General features: G+C 66.0%; 14 protein-coding genes, 1 tRNA gene and 1 pseudogene. 9 read left to right on the forward strand and 7 right to left on the reverse strand.

The genetic code is table 11. The annotated features are described in order from the left end of the window. The first annotated feature begins 68 nt into the window (after positions 1–68). A pseudogene (locus RMCB_RS35890) lies at positions 69–592 on the forward strand (recombinase family protein). A 45-nt stretch (positions 593–637) separates the two neighbouring features. Here the strand turns inward: RMCB_RS35890 and RMCB_RS24750 are convergent. Further along, positions 638–1,279: a TetR/AcrR family transcriptional regulator gene (locus tag RMCB_RS24750; protein ID WP_062830877.1), complete on the reverse strand. Its 642-nt coding sequence runs from the start codon at positions 1,277–1,279 to the stop codon at positions 638–640. A gap of 126 nt (positions 1,280–1,405) precedes the next feature. Between RMCB_RS24750 and RMCB_RS24755 the strand changes: the two genes are divergently transcribed. Beyond that, positions 1,406–2,377, forward strand: a complete 972-nt coding sequence (locus RMCB_RS24755) for a zinc-binding dehydrogenase (protein ID WP_165606320.1) — start codon at positions 1,406–1,408, stop codon at positions 2,375–2,377. A 506-nt stretch (positions 2,378–2,883) separates the two neighbouring features. Here the strand turns inward: RMCB_RS24755 and RMCB_RS24760 are convergent. Further along, the gene (locus RMCB_RS24760; RefSeq protein WP_062830879.1) at positions 2,884–3,249 is read right to left on the reverse strand and encodes a hypothetical protein; all 366 of its coding nucleotides are present in this window, start codon (positions 3,247–3,249) and stop codon (positions 2,884–2,886) included. 434 nt (positions 3,250–3,683) lie between these two features. Between RMCB_RS24760 and RMCB_RS24765 the strand changes: the two genes are divergently transcribed. Next, positions 3,684–4,301 (forward strand): hypothetical protein, encoded by a 618-nt coding sequence (locus tag RMCB_RS24765; protein ID WP_131805574.1) that lies wholly within the window; start codon positions 3,684–3,686, stop codon positions 4,299–4,301. A 42-nt stretch (positions 4,302–4,343) separates the two neighbouring features. Here the strand turns inward: RMCB_RS24765 and RMCB_RS36655 are convergent, their stop codons facing one another. The 4 genes from RMCB_RS36655 to RMCB_RS24785 all read right to left on the reverse strand — a co-directional run bounded on the left by RMCB_RS36655 (position 4,344) and on the right by RMCB_RS24785 (position 6,798). Further along, complete coding sequence (locus tag RMCB_RS36655) at positions 4,344–5,681, reverse strand: hypothetical protein (protein WP_063979667.1); 1,338 nt, start codon at positions 5,679–5,681, stop codon at positions 4,344–4,346. Continuing rightward, positions 5,678–5,956, reverse strand: coding sequence for a hypothetical protein (locus RMCB_RS24775; RefSeq protein ID WP_062830999.1), 279 nt, complete (start codon positions 5,954–5,956; stop codon positions 5,678–5,680). Before RMCB_RS24775 ends, RMCB_RS36655 begins: the two co-directional genes overlap by 4 nt. Before the next feature lie 223 nt (positions 5,957–6,179). Next, a tRNA-Ser gene (locus RMCB_RS24780) sits at positions 6,180–6,266 on the reverse strand. A gap of 19 nt (positions 6,267–6,285) precedes the next feature. Then, positions 6,286–6,798, reverse strand: coding sequence for a MarR family winged helix-turn-helix transcriptional regulator (locus RMCB_RS24785; protein WP_029370875.1), 513 nt, complete (start codon positions 6,796–6,798; stop codon positions 6,286–6,288). A gap of 67 nt (positions 6,799–6,865) precedes the next feature. Between RMCB_RS24785 and RMCB_RS24790 the strand changes: the two genes are divergently transcribed. Further along, on the forward strand, positions 6,866–7,834 hold the full coding sequence (locus RMCB_RS24790; protein ID WP_062830881.1) for an NAD(P)H-quinone oxidoreductase: 969 nt from the start codon (positions 6,866–6,868) through the stop codon (positions 7,832–7,834). Here the strand turns inward: RMCB_RS24790 and RMCB_RS24795 are convergent, their stop codons facing one another. Next, positions 7,835–9,031 carry a cysteine desulfurase-like protein gene (locus RMCB_RS24795; protein WP_029370873.1) on the reverse strand — a complete coding sequence of 399 codons (1,197 nt, stop codon included), beginning with the start codon at positions 9,029–9,031 and terminating at the stop codon, positions 7,835–7,837. A 124-nt stretch (positions 9,032–9,155) separates the two neighbouring features. Here RMCB_RS24795 and RMCB_RS24800 point away from each other — a divergent pair, with 124 nt between their 5' ends. Genes RMCB_RS24800 through wzm form a run of 5 tightly spaced genes read left to right on the forward strand, consistent with a single transcriptional unit; the run spans position 9,156 to position 14,167 of the window. After that, complete coding sequence (locus tag RMCB_RS24800) at positions 9,156–11,114, forward strand: DUF6541 family protein (RefSeq protein WP_062830882.1); 1,959 nt, start codon at positions 9,156–9,158, stop codon at positions 11,112–11,114. After that, complete coding sequence (locus RMCB_RS24805; protein WP_029370871.1) at positions 11,111–11,629, forward strand: bacterial proteasome activator family protein; 519 nt, start codon at positions 11,111–11,113, stop codon at positions 11,627–11,629. Before RMCB_RS24800 ends, RMCB_RS24805 begins: the two co-directional genes overlap by 4 nt. A gap of 9 nt (positions 11,630–11,638) precedes the next feature. Continuing rightward, positions 11,639–12,436: a galactan export ABC transporter ATP-binding subunit Wzt/RfbE gene (gene wzt / locus RMCB_RS24810; RefSeq protein ID WP_029370870.1), complete on the forward strand. Its 798-nt coding sequence runs from the start codon at positions 11,639–11,641 to the stop codon at positions 12,434–12,436. Then, a complete protein-coding gene (gene glfT1 / locus RMCB_RS24815; RefSeq protein ID WP_062830883.1) occupies positions 12,426–13,340 on the forward strand; it encodes a galactofuranosyltransferase GlfT1 in 915 nt (304 codons plus the stop codon). The genes wzt and glfT1 overlap by 11 nt, the downstream gene beginning before the upstream one ends. Next, positions 13,337–14,167 carry a galactan export ABC transporter permease subunit Wzm/RfbD gene (wzm, locus tag RMCB_RS24820; protein WP_062830884.1) on the forward strand — a complete coding sequence of 277 codons (831 nt, stop codon included), beginning with the start codon at positions 13,337–13,339 and terminating at the stop codon, positions 14,165–14,167. The genes glfT1 and wzm overlap by 4 nt, the downstream gene beginning before the upstream one ends. Positions 14,168–14,181 lie beyond the last annotated feature (14 nt).

The raw sequence follows: 14,181 nt of genomic DNA on the forward strand, positions 1-14,181 counted from the left end.
GACCGAATCACATTGTTCGACAACGTGTCTACGCAACTCCTCGACGTCACCTGTACGGGAGGGCCGCGATGGGCGAGCGTGTCGGGTACCAGCGAGTCAGCACCCTGGATCAGAAGCCCGAGCGGTAACTCGAGGGGGATCACGGTGGATCAGATGTTCACCGAAAGGGCATCGGGAAATGCACCGACCGGGCGGCGCTCGCCGAAGCCCTGCGGTACCTGCGCGACAGCGACACGTTCGTGGTGCACTCGATGGACCGCCTCGCCGCCGTCCGCGTGCTCACCAGCCGCGGGGTGCGGGTCGAGTTCGCCAAGGAGGCGATGACGTTCACCGGTGACGACTCCCCGATGGACACCTTGCTGCTCTCGATGCTCGGCGCCGTGCCGAGTTCGAGCGCTCCGTGATCCTGGAGCTCCATTGGGAAGGTACCGCGTTGGCGAAGGCGAAGGGCGTGTACAAGGGACGCAAGGCGAAACTAACCGAGGACCCCACTGCCGGTAGATACTCCGGCATCGCAAACCAACCGACTGAAGGAGTCCACTGCCGGATCCACCGCAGCTGGCTGAACCGCTACCTGGAGCAGTCGCGGTGACCACCCTCGACCCCGCGACCTCCGGCCGCGCTGTGTCTTGACCCGTTACGCGCCGCGTCGGGATGCCGCCGCCGTCGCGGCGGGGGCGGTTCCCGGTAGAGGGCTCGGTTCCGGGGTACGCAGACCGTCCAGGAGCAGGGTGAGTATTCGCAGCGGGGTCTGCTCGCCGGCGACGAGCCCGAGGCAACGGGAGCCGGAGGCAGCCGACTTCGGCAGGAAGACGACGTCGGTCCAACTCACGTCGGGCCGCAGTGCGCCCGCGCTTTGCGCCCGCTGTGTCAGCCGGCGAATCAGGCTGCGCACCTTGCGCTGACCGGCCGACGCGGCGGGTGTCGAGACCGATTCCAGCGCCTCTGCCAGTCCGGAGTTCTGCACTGTCATCTCGGTGATCGCGGTGACGAAGTCGACGAACCCCGACCACGGGTCCGGGTTCTCCAGTGCACGCTGGCCCGCCGCATCGAGTCTGGCGAACACGTCGAGCAGTATCTGCTCGATCAACGCCTCTTTCGTCTCGAAGCGCCGGTAGAGGGTCGCGACTCCTACACCGGCGCGTTCGGCGATGTCCAGAGCGGCGACGGACAGTCCTCGTTCGGCGACACAGACGGCCGCAGCGTCCAGCAGCAGTTGCCGATTGCGGCGGGCGTCGGCGCGTTCGGCCGGCGCGCCGTGATCTTCGGTGGCAGGCATCGAGCTAAGTGTACGACGCCCGTCCGTTTCCGCTACCGTGGTAAACGGACGGTAATCATCCGCTTTCTGGTGAATTGAAAACCGTCGCGCAAACACGCGGCGGCACAAAGGCGAATGGAGAAGTCAGTGCGAGTTGTCACCGCGTTGGAATATGGTCCCGCCGAGGTGCTGCACATCGAGGAGCGGCCGACCCCCGCACCGGCAGAAGACGGGGTCGTGGTCGCAGTGAAAGCCGCCGGGGTGAACCTGATGGACACCTACTCCCGGCGTGGCCTGGTCCCGGGGATCCCACTACCGCTGGCGGTGGGTGTCGAAGGCGCCGGGACGGTAATCGCCGCCGGTGACAGATCCGGCGCGCAGGTCGGTGACCGAGTTGCATGGGAACGCGTTCCGGGCAGCTACGCCGAGCGGGTGGCAGTTCCGAATACTCGACTCGTGCCCATCCCCGATGGCGTCCCCTTCGAATCCCCCGCCGGTGGACTCATGCAGGCCCTGACTGCTCACTATCTCGCGTGCGTCGCGGTTCCGGTGCCCAAAGGCGCTCGGGTATTGATCCATTCGGCGGCCAGCGGCGTCGGACGGATGCTGACACAACTCGCAGCCCACCGCGGTGCACAGGTGCTCGCCACAGTGTCTCAACCCCACAAGGCCGGCGTTGCACTCGAAGCCGGCGCTCACCACGTACTGGTCCGCAACGACGTCGCAGACCTCGGCGCCGCCATCGCGGACCTCACGGGCGGACGGGGTGTGGACATCGTGTTCGACGGCACCGGGAAAGCCCTGTTCGAGACCAGCGTGGCAGCACTGCGCGTCGGCGGGACCTTCGTCACTTACGGCTACGCGGGAGGCCACATCCCGCCGATCCGGCTGTGGGACCAGCCCCATGGAGTCCATCTTCTTCGCCTCCGTGGCGATGCACCGGAGCAGTCAGCCGAGCAGTGGCGCCGACGCGCCGAGCAGGTCATGAGCTGGATCGCCGACGGCACCCTCACGGTGCTCATCGACCGCACCTACTCCCTGGACGAGGCCCCTACCGCGCACCGGGACATCGAGTCCCAACACACCACCGGCAAGCTCCTCCTGATTCCCGGAACCTGAGCGCTCGAAAGTACCTTGCGACCTCATATCCGCATCGCCCGCCACACGAACAGAAGCACCCCGCCACCGGGGAGGTCGCGGGAACGCATCACGGGTGCGCCGAGACACCCCGTACTCGGCGGCGACGGCGGCGAGGGATTCGCCGGCCAGTGCCCGCTGCGCGATGCGCAGGGGATCGTTGGGATCTGTGACTTGCGTGAGGGAAGTACTTCCCGGGCAGCCCTTCTGGAATCTGAGCCATGCACCAGCGTGACATGCTGCGTACCACATCTCCAGTGCGACAGCGCATTTCGGATGCAGGCGCGTTCCGCCGGGATTCGACGGGGGCACTGTGGTGTTCGGGCTACCGGTACTCGACGGTGCAGCTGGTCCAGCCGTCGCGGGGCAGGGAGTGGAGCAGCGCGTGCACCACGGCGGTCTGCGCATCGCCCAGCTGCACCAAATATGGCTGTTCGTCCGTCATCTCGGTCTCTGCCCGATGCCGACTCTGGTGGCCGCACGTACCGTCATGGCGCTCCGAGGAGCTGGTACTGCGTCCAGGTCCCGTCTTTCCAACGGAGATAGACCCCAGTCGGCGTCCCGTGAAAGTCGCACGGACGGCCATCCGGGCCTCCGACCACGTCCGCGGCGATCGGGTAATCGAACGGGAACATCGTGTCGATGATGCAGTAGTGCGGTGTCGGCGGGTTGTGGAACCGGCCTCGCTCGTAGTCTCGGCCGAGAACCTTCACGAAGCGGGGCTGCGCGGACCACCAGTCGAAGACGCCGTAACGCTGCCACATCGAGTACTGCCCCCACATCGCGGCGAACGCAATGAGGATCACGCCACCGGCGAGGATGCGGTTGCGGCGGCGCACCGATCGCTGCGTCATCGCCGACTCCTGATCGACCGCATCAAGGGCTGCACCGATGCCAGGTCATCTGATGTGTCACCCATGACCCGACTCATCACAACAGCGGAAGGACCGGGATGGCTTTCGAACCTGTCTCCGGAGACGAAACGCCTGCTAGACGGGCACGCCCGGTCTTGACAGATGACGGTGGGCGGTGTCCACCAGCCTCAGCGCGTCGCTTCATCAACTCCTCGAGCCCAACGCTATGAATTGCACGGAACTGGAACTGAGAACCTCGTTCATCGGCGACGCCAATGATCAATAACCCCGACGAAGCTCAATGAAATGCCACGTTCGTCCCTGGGACGGGTCGAGACCTCACACGGCTGGAGTTCAGCCGAATAAGTCCAAGGCCATGTACGAAGAGCGGCGGTGTCTCGCTGCCGGGGTAACAACCAACGTGGAGATGGACGATGAACTTGAAGTCAGTACGGCGGTCCGTGCTCTACGGCAGCAAGGACTCATCTGGCAATCCACGGAATCTGGCGTCGCTCTACAATGCACCTGTGTCGGGCTATACCCACGTGATTGAACAAGACGGGAAGAGCGTCGTATCGATCGCAGGCTGGGCTGACGTTGACGAGTTCCGCCGCCGCCTTCAACGATTCAACGGTGTGGAGCGGTTTACGTTGCTGCTGTGGACGCTGCCGTCTGACATGGACTATGTCGAGGCGGTACGTGCAGGTCTCGACGGATTGGCATACATCCAGGCGGCGGGAAGCGCCGATACGTTGACCGTGGAACTGCGCAAACCCGGTGGACAGCAGTGGGGAGCCGACTGGGTGCGCTACGTGGTGGGTCACCCTCCCGCCGAGGAACGTCCGCGTCTTGTCGCGCCAATCCCTTTGCCGCGTGGCCCCGAGATGGTGGCCCAGAATGAGTTGTTTGGCGCTGATGAGGCCGCTGACTTGTTCTACAGCTACTTCAAAACCGGTGATATTCCTGGTGAATACAGTCTTCGGCCCGTCGAGGGGTATACGAAAGACGGCGGGTTGATCGACCTGCGAGATGAGGTTTCGAAGTCTGTCTAGCTGAATGCTTCTAGGCCACTGGGGATTTGGTTGAGTGGCCGCTCATCGGGGGTATTCGTCAGGCACACCGTCACCCATGACCGGAAGGTCAGGATCGCCAGCCATGTGTCCGGGCGGATGCACCGGCATCGGACCCATCGGCTCCGGCGCACCACCCAGTGGTGGCAACCCGAGCGGCGGACTGCCCACCCGCGCCGACGGCACCGGAGCTTTTGGTTCAACCGGAACCGCAGGCGCAACCGCCGTAGTACCAGCCCCGCCGCGTGCTGCTCCGCCAGGGCCCTCACCGGGCGACGCGGATGGTGTGTCGGCGGGCATGTACAGCGGCGCGCGCAATTCACGTGCACCGATGATCTGGATCGGTTGACCGTTCAGTGTGCCTGTCGCTGGTTTGCCGGAGTTCACCGTGCTATCGAAAATCTTCTGTGTCCGAGTTGGTTGTGATTCCCCAGATTTGACTTCGATACCGATATAGCGTCCGGGTGTTCCAGTCGGTTCGAGCGCATCGTAGAACCGATATAGAGGCTTGCCTGTTTTTTCGTCCACGATAGGTTTGCCGGTTGCTGGATCGATGATGGCCACTCGAATCTGTTGCCGGTCGAAGGTCTTGCCCGTGTTGACCTCTTCCTCGGCAATGCGGCGTTCGGCTGCAATGGCACCGTCCAAAGCCCCCGAATTGTTCGGAAGGTAACGGCCTTTGACATCCCGGCCCGGAAAGTCAGGGTGAGGCTCACGGCCCGACCCTCCAGGATCGTCGGGTGTTCCAGGCGTCATGTATGGCGACTGCTTGAACTCGTTGCTCACCAGCTGCACGTGGCCGGACGGCCCGTCCTCGCCCTCGAACCGGATACCTTCGAGCTCACCAGCTTTCGTCTTCAAGCGCTCACCGACGAGAGCGTCGGCCTGTACCAGTCGCTCGGCGTTCCAGCGGATGTCCTCGGCGTGTTCAGCAGCCGCGGCGTAGCGGGCTTGGGCATTGGTGAGATCGACTTTGCGGGTGTCGGTCACTGATAGGTCTTCGCCGACACGGAACCCGTCGTCCTCAGTTTCCTGGATCGCCGCGAGCACATCACGCTTGGCAGCCTCGATATCACCGGCGCCGTTCTCGGCAATGCCGGCTGCCTCCCGCAGAACGGCGCCGTGGCTTCCGACCACCCCGATATCGTTGGTGACGCGGTCGAGGGCGGCGTCCTTGGCATCACCCTCCCAGGTGGTTCCGCCTGGCGAGGCGATGTTCTGCCGGTGCTGGTCAAAGGCACTCTCGGATTCGATGGCTGCGGTTCGCCAGTTGGCTGCAGCATCGGCGAGGTCGGTGGTGCTCCAGGCTTCGAGCTCAGAGCGAGTCGGAAGCGCGACGGCGCTGGCGGGCGTCGCGCTCACACAGATACCACGGTGATGGCGTCGGAGCCGTCGGAGTCCGTGGTGTCGTAGCGGGCGCTGCTGGTCGACATAGCATCGGACTGGCCGGTGATTCGGTTCGCGTGGCGACCACGGACGGAGGCGAGCGCGGCGTTTACCGCAGCGATGCCGGCGCTGCTCGGCTGCGAGGAAGACGCGGCATTAGAGACGCCGCCGGCGAGCGTCCCTGAGATGGTGTAGCTGCTGGCCGAGGCCGACCTCAGGCCTGCCGCATCTACTTGCAACTCGTTTGCCATGACTATCCCCCACGGGCTCACTTGCTGGCAGTGAACTTACCGCAGCGTTGCTGCGGTAGGCAGCCGCGAGGCAAGCCGGAGTTGCCAACGTCGGCCGCCAACACGCCAGCCACCCAGACCGCAACCACTGGCCCAACCAACAAAAAACCCCGACCAAAGGCCGGGGGTTTCTGTAACCGATGACGCGACTCATGTGTAACCCATGACCCGACTCATCACACAGCGGTGGCGGAGGGATTTGAACCCCCGGACGGTGTTAGCCGTCTCTCGCTTTCAAGGCGAGTGCATTAGGCCGCTCTGCCACGCCACCGCCGATAAGCGTAAAGGGTCTATACGCGGCCCAGCTTGGCGGGCGGCGCTCCGGACTGCAAAGCGACGCTGATGCGTCGGCAGTTCTCGCCCATGGCCGCGATCTGGGGCCGCGACAACCTGCCGAGGAAGTGCGCACGGACGCACTGCCCGTAGGTGACCATCGCGCCCCGGACCGCCATCCGGCCGTCGTCGGTGATGGTCGCGACCACGCCGCGGCCGTCGTCGGGGCTCGCACACCTGGTGACGAGGTTCTGCACCTCCAATCGACGGATCTGTCGCGTGACCCGGCTGGGGAGGGACATCAGGCGCTCCGCCAGGTCCCCCATCCGTGCCGAGCCGGTGGCGGACTTATCGAGCATGTCGAGAAGCCGGACATCGTTGAGCGTGAGGTGATGCTCATCGACAAGCGACCGGTTCAGAGTCGCGTACAACCGCAAGGCCGAGTCGAGATAGTGCTGCCACGATCTCTGCTCGGCAATATCCAGGCCCGGCATATCGCCCGCCGTGCGCCCGGCAATCATGCCTGACATGGGCGCAATCGTAAGCGACGTCAGTATTGCTGGGTGCCCGAAACCGAAGGGTTGTAGCGTTCAAGAAATGCATGCAATTTCCGCCGCCGCGGACGGCTCGCTGACCTGGGAAAACGTCGCTGACATCAGTCCCGGCAAAGGTGAGGTTCTGATCCGCGTCGGTGTCGCGGGTGTCAACCGCGCGGACTTGCTGCAAGCAGCCGGTAAGTACCCACCCCCTCCGGGGGCCAGCAGCATCATCGGACTGGAGGTCTCCGGCGTCGTCGCCGCCCTCGGCGACGGGGTCACCGAGTGGGCTGTTGACCAGCCCGTGTGCGCGCTGCTGGCGGGCGGCGGATACGCCGAATACGTCGCGGCGCCCGCCGCACAGGTGATGCCCGTGCCCGACGGCACCACCCTCGACGAGGCCGCTGCCCTGCCCGAGGTGGCCTGCACCGTGTGGTCGAATCTGGTAAACACGGCGGGTTTGTCCGCGGGACATCTCGTTCTGCTGCACGGGGGCGCCAGCGGCATCGGAACCCACGCCATCCAGGTCGCCCACGCGCTCGGCGCGAGGGTCGCGGTGACCGCCGGATCAGCCGAGAAGCTCGCCCTGTGCCGCAGTCTCGGGGCCGACATCACCATCAACTACCACGACGAGGATTTCGTGGCGGTCGTGCAGGCCGAGGGCGGCGCTGACGTGATCCTCGACATCATGGGAGCGTCCTACCTGGACCGCAACGTCGACGCCCTGGCCGTCGGCGGCCGGATCGCCATCATCGGCATGCAGGGAGGCGTGAAGGGCGAGCTGAACATCGGCAAGCTCATCGCCAAGCGGGCCGGTGTGATCGGCACGTCACTGCGGCCGCGGCCGGTCGACGGCCCGGGCGGTAAGGCCGAGATCGTGGCGGCCGTCGTCGACAACGTGTGGCCGATGGTCGCCGACGGGCGGGTGCGCCCGATCATCGGCGCCGAGTTGCCGATCCAGCAGGCTCAGCGGGCCCACCAGCTGCTGGCTTCCGGCGAAATTGCTGGGAAGGTGCTGTTGAGGGTGTGATCAGCCCAGCGAGGCCAGTGCTCGAACCAGCTGGTCGACTTCGGCGATGGTCGAGTAGTGCGACAGGCCCACTGTCACCGCGCCACCGATGTCGTTGACGCCGATCACGTCGAGCACGCGCGAGTTCACGTTGGAGACCGCCAGGATGCCGTTGTCGGCCAGCCGCTGCACCACCCGCTCGGCGGGCACGTCGCGCACTGCGAAGCTCAACACGGGAATGTGGGCCTCGGGCCTGCCGATCACCATCACCAACGGCAACGAGCGCAGCGACGACAGCATGTAGTCGAACAGCCGGCTCAGGTATGACGATGCGGATTGCATTGAGACGGCGAGTCTTTCGCGCCGAGTGCCCATCGCGGCCTCATCGAGGTTGGACAGGTACTCGATGCTGGCGACCACCCCGGCCAGCAAGCCGTACTGATGCACGCCCATCTCCAGGCGCTCCGGCCCGGTCGCGTACGGGTTCAGCGACACCGAACCGAACGAATCGATGATGGACGGGTCGCGGAAGACCAGTGCGCCGATCGGCGGACCGCCCCATTCGACGGCGTTGAGCGCGACGACGTCGGCGTCGGTCTCGTCGAGGTCGAACAGCCGGTACGGCGCGGCAGCCGAATGGTCGACCACGACGAGGCCGCCGACCTCGTGGGTCAGTTTGGTGACTTCGCCCAGGTCGGTGATGGTTCCCAGGGTCGACGACGCCGATGCGATCGCCACGAGCCGGGTGGGCTTGTCGATCAGCCCCTCCCACTGCCAGGACGGCAGCTCACCGGTCTCGATGTCGACCTCGGCCCACTTCACCTTGGCGCCATAACGATTCGCGGCCCGCAGCCACGGCGCGATGTTCGCCTCGTCGTCGAGGCGCGTCACCACCACCTCGTAACCCAGCCCGACGCGGGCCGATGAGGCCTCGGCCAGGGCGGTCAGCAGGTGGGAGCGGTCGGGGCCGAGCACAACACCGCGGGGATCCCCGTTGACCAGATCTGCAACCGCCTGGCGAGCCGCGATCAGAACGGCCGCACTGCGGCGAGCCGAAGGGTGGGGTCCGACCGGTGTGGGCATGGATCCGCGGAATGCGGTCGAGACCGTCGTCGCGACCGCGTCCGGAACCAACATGCCGTTCTGGGTATCGAAGTGCACCCACCCATCGCCCAACGACGGATGCAGACCACGCACCCGGGCGACGTCGTATGCCATGCCAGCCACCTTAGAGCGTTCGCAAACAACACAAGCTGAGACGATCGGGGTGAGCGCCCGACCGCGAGTTTCTGCCGCATAGGCCGCGCCGGACCAGGTCGCCCTGGGCAGCCATACTAGTCCAGTGGGCTTCGGGTTCGGAGTGCTAATCGCACTGTTGTTGCTAGTGATACCCGGGGCGCTGACCGCACGTGCGGGTGGCCTCACCCTGCCGGCGGCCGTGGCGATGGGCCCGGCCTTGACCTACGGCATCGTTGCGCTGTTCATCGTCCCGTTCGGCGCCATTGGCGTGCCCTGGAACGGCTGGACAGCGCTGTTTGCTGTGGCCCTCACAACGGCCGTTGCGGCCGGATTGCGGAGACTGCTGGGGCGGTATCGGGACCGCGACGCCGAACAGCTGACGCCGTCGCGGGGGCCTGTTCTGATCGTGGCTGCCGGCGTCGTGCTCGGCGCCCTGCTGATCATGTGGGCGGCGGTGGCGGGCCTGGTGCACTGGCAGTCCGCCCCCAGCACGTGGGACTCCGTGTGGCACGCCAACACCGTGCGGTTCATCCTCGAAACCGGTCAGGCCTCCCCCACCCACATGGGTGAGCTGCGCAATGTGGAGACGCACGCCGTCTTGTACTACCCGTCGGCGTTCCACGCGCTGGCCGCGGTGTACAGCCAGATCACAGGGGCCGCGGCGACCACCGCGTACACGATCGGGACGGTCGCGGCATCGGTGTGGCTGTTCCCCCTCAGCGCCGCGATGCTGGCCTGGAAGATGGTGCGTCCGCTCATGTGCCCGACGCGCACCGCCATCGTCGCGGCGACGGCGGCCGCGCTGACGGCGTCGTTCACGGCGGTGCCCTACGTCGAGTTCGACGTGGCGGCCGTGCCGAATCTGGTGGCCTACGGCCTGGCGGTGCCCGCGTTCGTGCTCGTTGCCTCGACACTGCGGCACCGCGACCGCATACCGCTGGCGATCCTGGCCCTGGTCGGGGTGTTCTCGGTGCACATCACCGGCGGCGTCGTCACGGTGCTGCTGGTGGGCGCGTGGTGGCTGCTGGAATGCCTGCGCAATCCCGTGCGTGGACGGGTGCCCGACTTCGTGACCCTGCTCGTGGTCGGGATACCTGCCCTGCTGGTGATGCTGCCCCAGTTCCTCAGCGTGGCCGACCAGGCCGACATCATCGCCGGGCACGCATTCGTCAACCATCTGGGCCGCAAGCGCTCGCTGTTCGCCGCGGTCGTGCAGCACACGCGTCACCTCAACGACTTCCCGATCCAGAACATCCTGATCGCGCTCGCCGCCATCGGCGGGCTGGTCATGCTGATCAAGAAGATCTGGTGGCCGCTGGCGCTCTGGGCCCTGTTGATGGTCGCGATCGTGCATTCCGGCGCGCCGTTCGGCGGCCCTGTCGGGGCCATCACCGGCAAGTTCAGCGACCTGTTCTACAGCGACCCGCGCCGGCTGTCGGCGGTGGTCACCATGCTCTATGCGCCGATGGCGGCGATCGGGCTGTGCACCCTGGTAGTGGGCCTGACGATGCTGCTGGCCCGCGTGACGCAGCGGCAGACGGTGCTCCGCGCGACCGCAGGCGTCGTGCTGGTCGCCGCCACGGTCGGGCTGGCGTGGCACTACTTCCCCCGGCACCGGTTCCTGTTCGGCGACAAATACGACTCGGTGATGGTCGCCGACCACAAGCTGCGCGCCTTCGCCTACCTGGCCGGGCTGCCCGACGCCCACACCACGGTGATCGGCGACGCCAACACCGACGGCAGTGCCTGGATGTACGCGATCGCCGGGCTGCACCCGCTGTGGACGCACTACGACTACCCCGTGCAGCAGGGTCCTGGGTATAACCGGTTCATTTTCTGGGCATACGCCGATGATGCCGACACCGATCCGCGGGTTGCCGAGGCCGTCAAGGCCCTCAACATCAAGTACGTGCTGACCAGCACACCGGTGGTGCGCGGGTTCACGATGCCCGACGGGCTAGTGTCGCTAGACAAGTCGAAGTCGTGGGAGAAGATCTACGACGACGGCAAAGACCGCATCTACCGCTGGCGCGGAGACCAACAGACGACGGGAAGGCAATGACCATCAACCCCGATGACGACAACATCGAGATCCTGGCCGGCAACGTCGATCAGGACGCGGACGCCGAAGCCGACGGCAAATCGCTGACCGACCTCGTCGAGCAGCCTGCCAAGGTGATGCGCATCGGCACGATGATCAAGCAGCTGCTCGAAGAGGTGCGGGCCGCTCCGCTGGACGACGCCAGCCGCAATCGGCTGCGCGACATCCACCGGACCAGCATCCGCGAGCTCGAGGACGGGCTGGCGCCCGAGCTGCGCGAAGAGCTTGAGCGGCTGACGCTGCCGTTCACCGACGACTCCATCCCCTCGGATGCCGAGCTGCGCATCGCGCAGGCGCAGTTGGTCGGCTGGTTGGAGGGGCTCTTCCACGGTATTCAGACCGCGCTGTTCGCCCAGCAGATGGCCGCACGCGCCCAGCTCGAGCAGATGCGCCAGGGCGCGCTGCCGCCCGGCATGGCCGGGCCGGGCGGACCCCGTGGCGGATCGGCGCACCCGGGCACCGGACAGTACCTCTAGGTTCCGCCGTTGTCTGATCCACACATTTCCACGCGCGAGGCGTGGGTCGAGTTCCCCATCTTCGACGCGAAGACGCGTTCGCTGAAGAAGGCGTTCCTCGGTAAGGCCGGCGGCGCCATCGGGCGCAACCAGTCCAACGTCGTCGTCATCGAGGCGCTGCGCGACATCACGATGTCGCTGGAGATGGGCGACCGGGTGGGGCTGGTCGGGCACAACGGCGCCGGGAAATCAACCCTGCTGCGCCTGCTCTCGGGCATCTACGAGCCGACCCGCGGTTCGGCCACGGTCCGCGGCCGGGTGGCGCCGGTCTTCGACCTGGGTGTGGGCATGGACCCGGAGATCTCCGGATACGAGAACATCATCATCCGCGGACTGTTCCTGGGGCAGACCCGCAAGCAGATGCTGGCCAAGGTCGACGAGATCGCCGAGTTCACCGAGCTGGGCGAATACCTGTCGATGCCGCTGCGCACGTACTCGACCGGTATGCGGGTCCGGCTGGCGATGGGCGTGGTCACGAGCATCGACCCAGAGATCCTGCTGCTCGACGAGGGCATCGGCGCGGTGGATGCCGACTTCTTGAAAAAGGCCCAGTCACGGCTGCAGAGCCTGGTCGAGCGCTCCGGAATCCTCGTGTTCGCAAGCCATTCCAACGAATTCCTGGCCCGGTTGTGCAAGACCGCGATGTGGATCGACCACGGCACCATCAAGATGACCGGTGGTATCGAAGAGGTCGTCCGCGCATACGAGGGCGAGGACGCAGCGCGCACCGTGCGTGAGGTGCTGGAGGAATCGGCGCGTGGCACCTGACACCGTCTGCGCGGTGATCGTCACCCATCGACGCCGCGAACTGCTGGCCAAGTCGCTCGAGGCCGTGGTGAACCAGGAGCGTCGTCCCGACCATCTCGTCGTCGTCGACAACGACGACGACCCCGCCGTGCGGGAACTGGTGACCAGCCAGCCGGTGCCGTCGACCTATCTCGGTTCCCGCCGGAACCTCGGTGGCGCAGGGGGTTTCGCGCTCGGCATGCTCCACGCGCTGGCGCTGGGGTCCGACTGGATCTGGCTGGCCGACGACGACGGCCGGCCCGCCGACGCCACCGTACTGGGCACGCTGCTGGCCTGCGCCGAGCAGCACTGCCTGGCCGAGGTGTCGCCGATGGTGTGCAACCTCGACGATCCCCGACGGCTGGCCTTCCCGCTGCGCCGCGGCCTGGTGTGGCGCCGGCTGGTCTCGGAGCTGCAGACCGACGACTCATCCCGCTCCGGCGATCTGCTGCCGGGGATCGCGTCGCTGTTCAACGGCGCCCTGTTCCGGGCCGCCACCGTGGAGGCCGTCGGCGTCCCGGATCTGCGGCTGTTCGTCCGCGGCGACGAGGTGGAGGTGCACCGCAGACTGGCGCGCTCCGGGTTGCCGTTCGGAACCTGTTTGACAGCAAGCTATCTGCACCCCTGTGGCACCGACGAGTTCAAACCGATCCTCGGCGGCCGGATGCACACCCAGTATCCCGACGACGAGACCAAGCGGTTTTTCACCTACCGCAACCGCGGCTATCTGCTCTCCCAGCCCGGGCTGCGCAAACTCCTCCCACAGGAATGGATGAGGTTCGGCTGGTACTTTCTGGTGTCCCGCCGCGACCCCGCGGGTCTGCGCGAATGGATCCGCCTGCGGCGCTTGGGCAGACGCGAGAGATTCGGAAGGACCGGACAATGACCTTCACCGACGCTGCGGCGCAGTCCAAGACCATGACCCGGGCCTGGCGCGACATGGCCGAAGGATTCGGCAAACGCGAGCTGTGGCTGCACCTGGGCTGGCAGGACATCAAGCAGCGCTACCGCCGTAGCGTGCTCGGGCCGTTCTGGATCACGATCGCCACCGGCACCACTGCGGTCGCGATGGGCCTACTGTATTCGAAACTGTTCAAGCTGCCGCTCGCCGAACACCTGCCCTACGTGACGCTCGGGCTCATCATCTGGAACCTGATCAACGCGTCCATCCTCGAAGGCTCCGAGGTGTTCATCGCCAACGAGGGCCTCATCAAACAACTTCCGACCCCGCTGTCGGTGCATGTCTACCGCCTGGTGTGGCGGCAGATGATCCTGTTCGCGCACAACATCGTGATCTTCGTGGTGATCGCGATCATCTACCCCAAACCGTGGAAGTGGATCGACCTGGCGGTCATCCCGGCGCTGGGTCTCATTGTGCTGAACTGTGTTTGGGTGTCGCTGTGCTTCGGCATCCTGGCCACGCGGTACCGCGACATCGGGCCGCTGCTGGCCTCGGTGGTGCAGCTGCTGTTCTTCATGACCCCGATCATCTGGAACGAGTCCACGCTGCGGCAGCAGGGCGCCGGATCGTGGGCCAAGATCGTCGAATTGAACCCGCTGCTGCACTATCTCGACATCGTGCGCGCGCCGCTCTTGGGTGCCGATCAAGAGGTCAGGCACTGGGTCGTGGTGCTGGTGCTGACGGCGGTTGGCTGGGGCTTCGCGGCAATCGCCATGCGCCAGTACCGCGCCCGCGTGCCCTACTGGGTGTAGCCCGTTACGAGAGG

It is taken from the genome of Mycolicibacterium brisbanense, assembly GCF_001570425.1.
GTDB classification, from domain to species: Bacteria; Actinomycetota; Actinomycetes; order Mycobacteriales; family Mycobacteriaceae; genus Mycobacterium; species Mycobacterium brisbanense.

Excerpts from the sequence above, each read along its gene's own strand:
- RMCB_RS24750 (WP_062830877.1), bottom strand. The coding sequence starts at position 1,279 with ATGCCTGCCACCGAAGATCACGGCGCGCCGGCCGAACGCGCCGACGCC.
- wzm (WP_062830884.1), top strand. The coding sequence starts at position 13,337 with ATGACCTTCACCGACGCTGCGGCGCAGTCCAAGACCATGACCCGGGCC.
- RMCB_RS24790 (WP_062830881.1), top strand. The coding sequence starts at position 6,866 with ATGCATGCAATTTCCGCCGCCGCGGACGGCTCGCTGACCTGGGAAAAC.
- RMCB_RS24795 (WP_029370873.1), bottom strand. The coding sequence starts at position 9,031 with ATGGCATACGACGTCGCCCGGGTGCGTGGTCTGCATCCGTCGTTGGGC.
- RMCB_RS24760 (WP_062830879.1), bottom strand. The coding sequence starts at position 3,249 with ATGACGCAGCGATCGGTGCGCCGCCGCAACCGCATCCTCGCCGGTGGC.
- RMCB_RS24765 (WP_131805574.1), top strand. The coding sequence starts at position 3,684 with ATGAACTTGAAGTCAGTACGGCGGTCCGTGCTCTACGGCAGCAAGGAC.
- RMCB_RS24785 (WP_029370875.1), bottom strand. The coding sequence starts at position 6,798 with ATGTCAGGCATGATTGCCGGGCGCACGGCGGGCGATATGCCGGGCCTG.
- RMCB_RS24805 (WP_029370871.1), top strand. The coding sequence starts at position 11,111 with ATGACCATCAACCCCGATGACGACAACATCGAGATCCTGGCCGGCAAC.
- RMCB_RS24775 (WP_062830999.1), bottom strand. The coding sequence starts at position 5,956 with ATGGCAAACGAGTTGCAAGTAGATGCGGCAGGCCTGAGGTCGGCCTCG.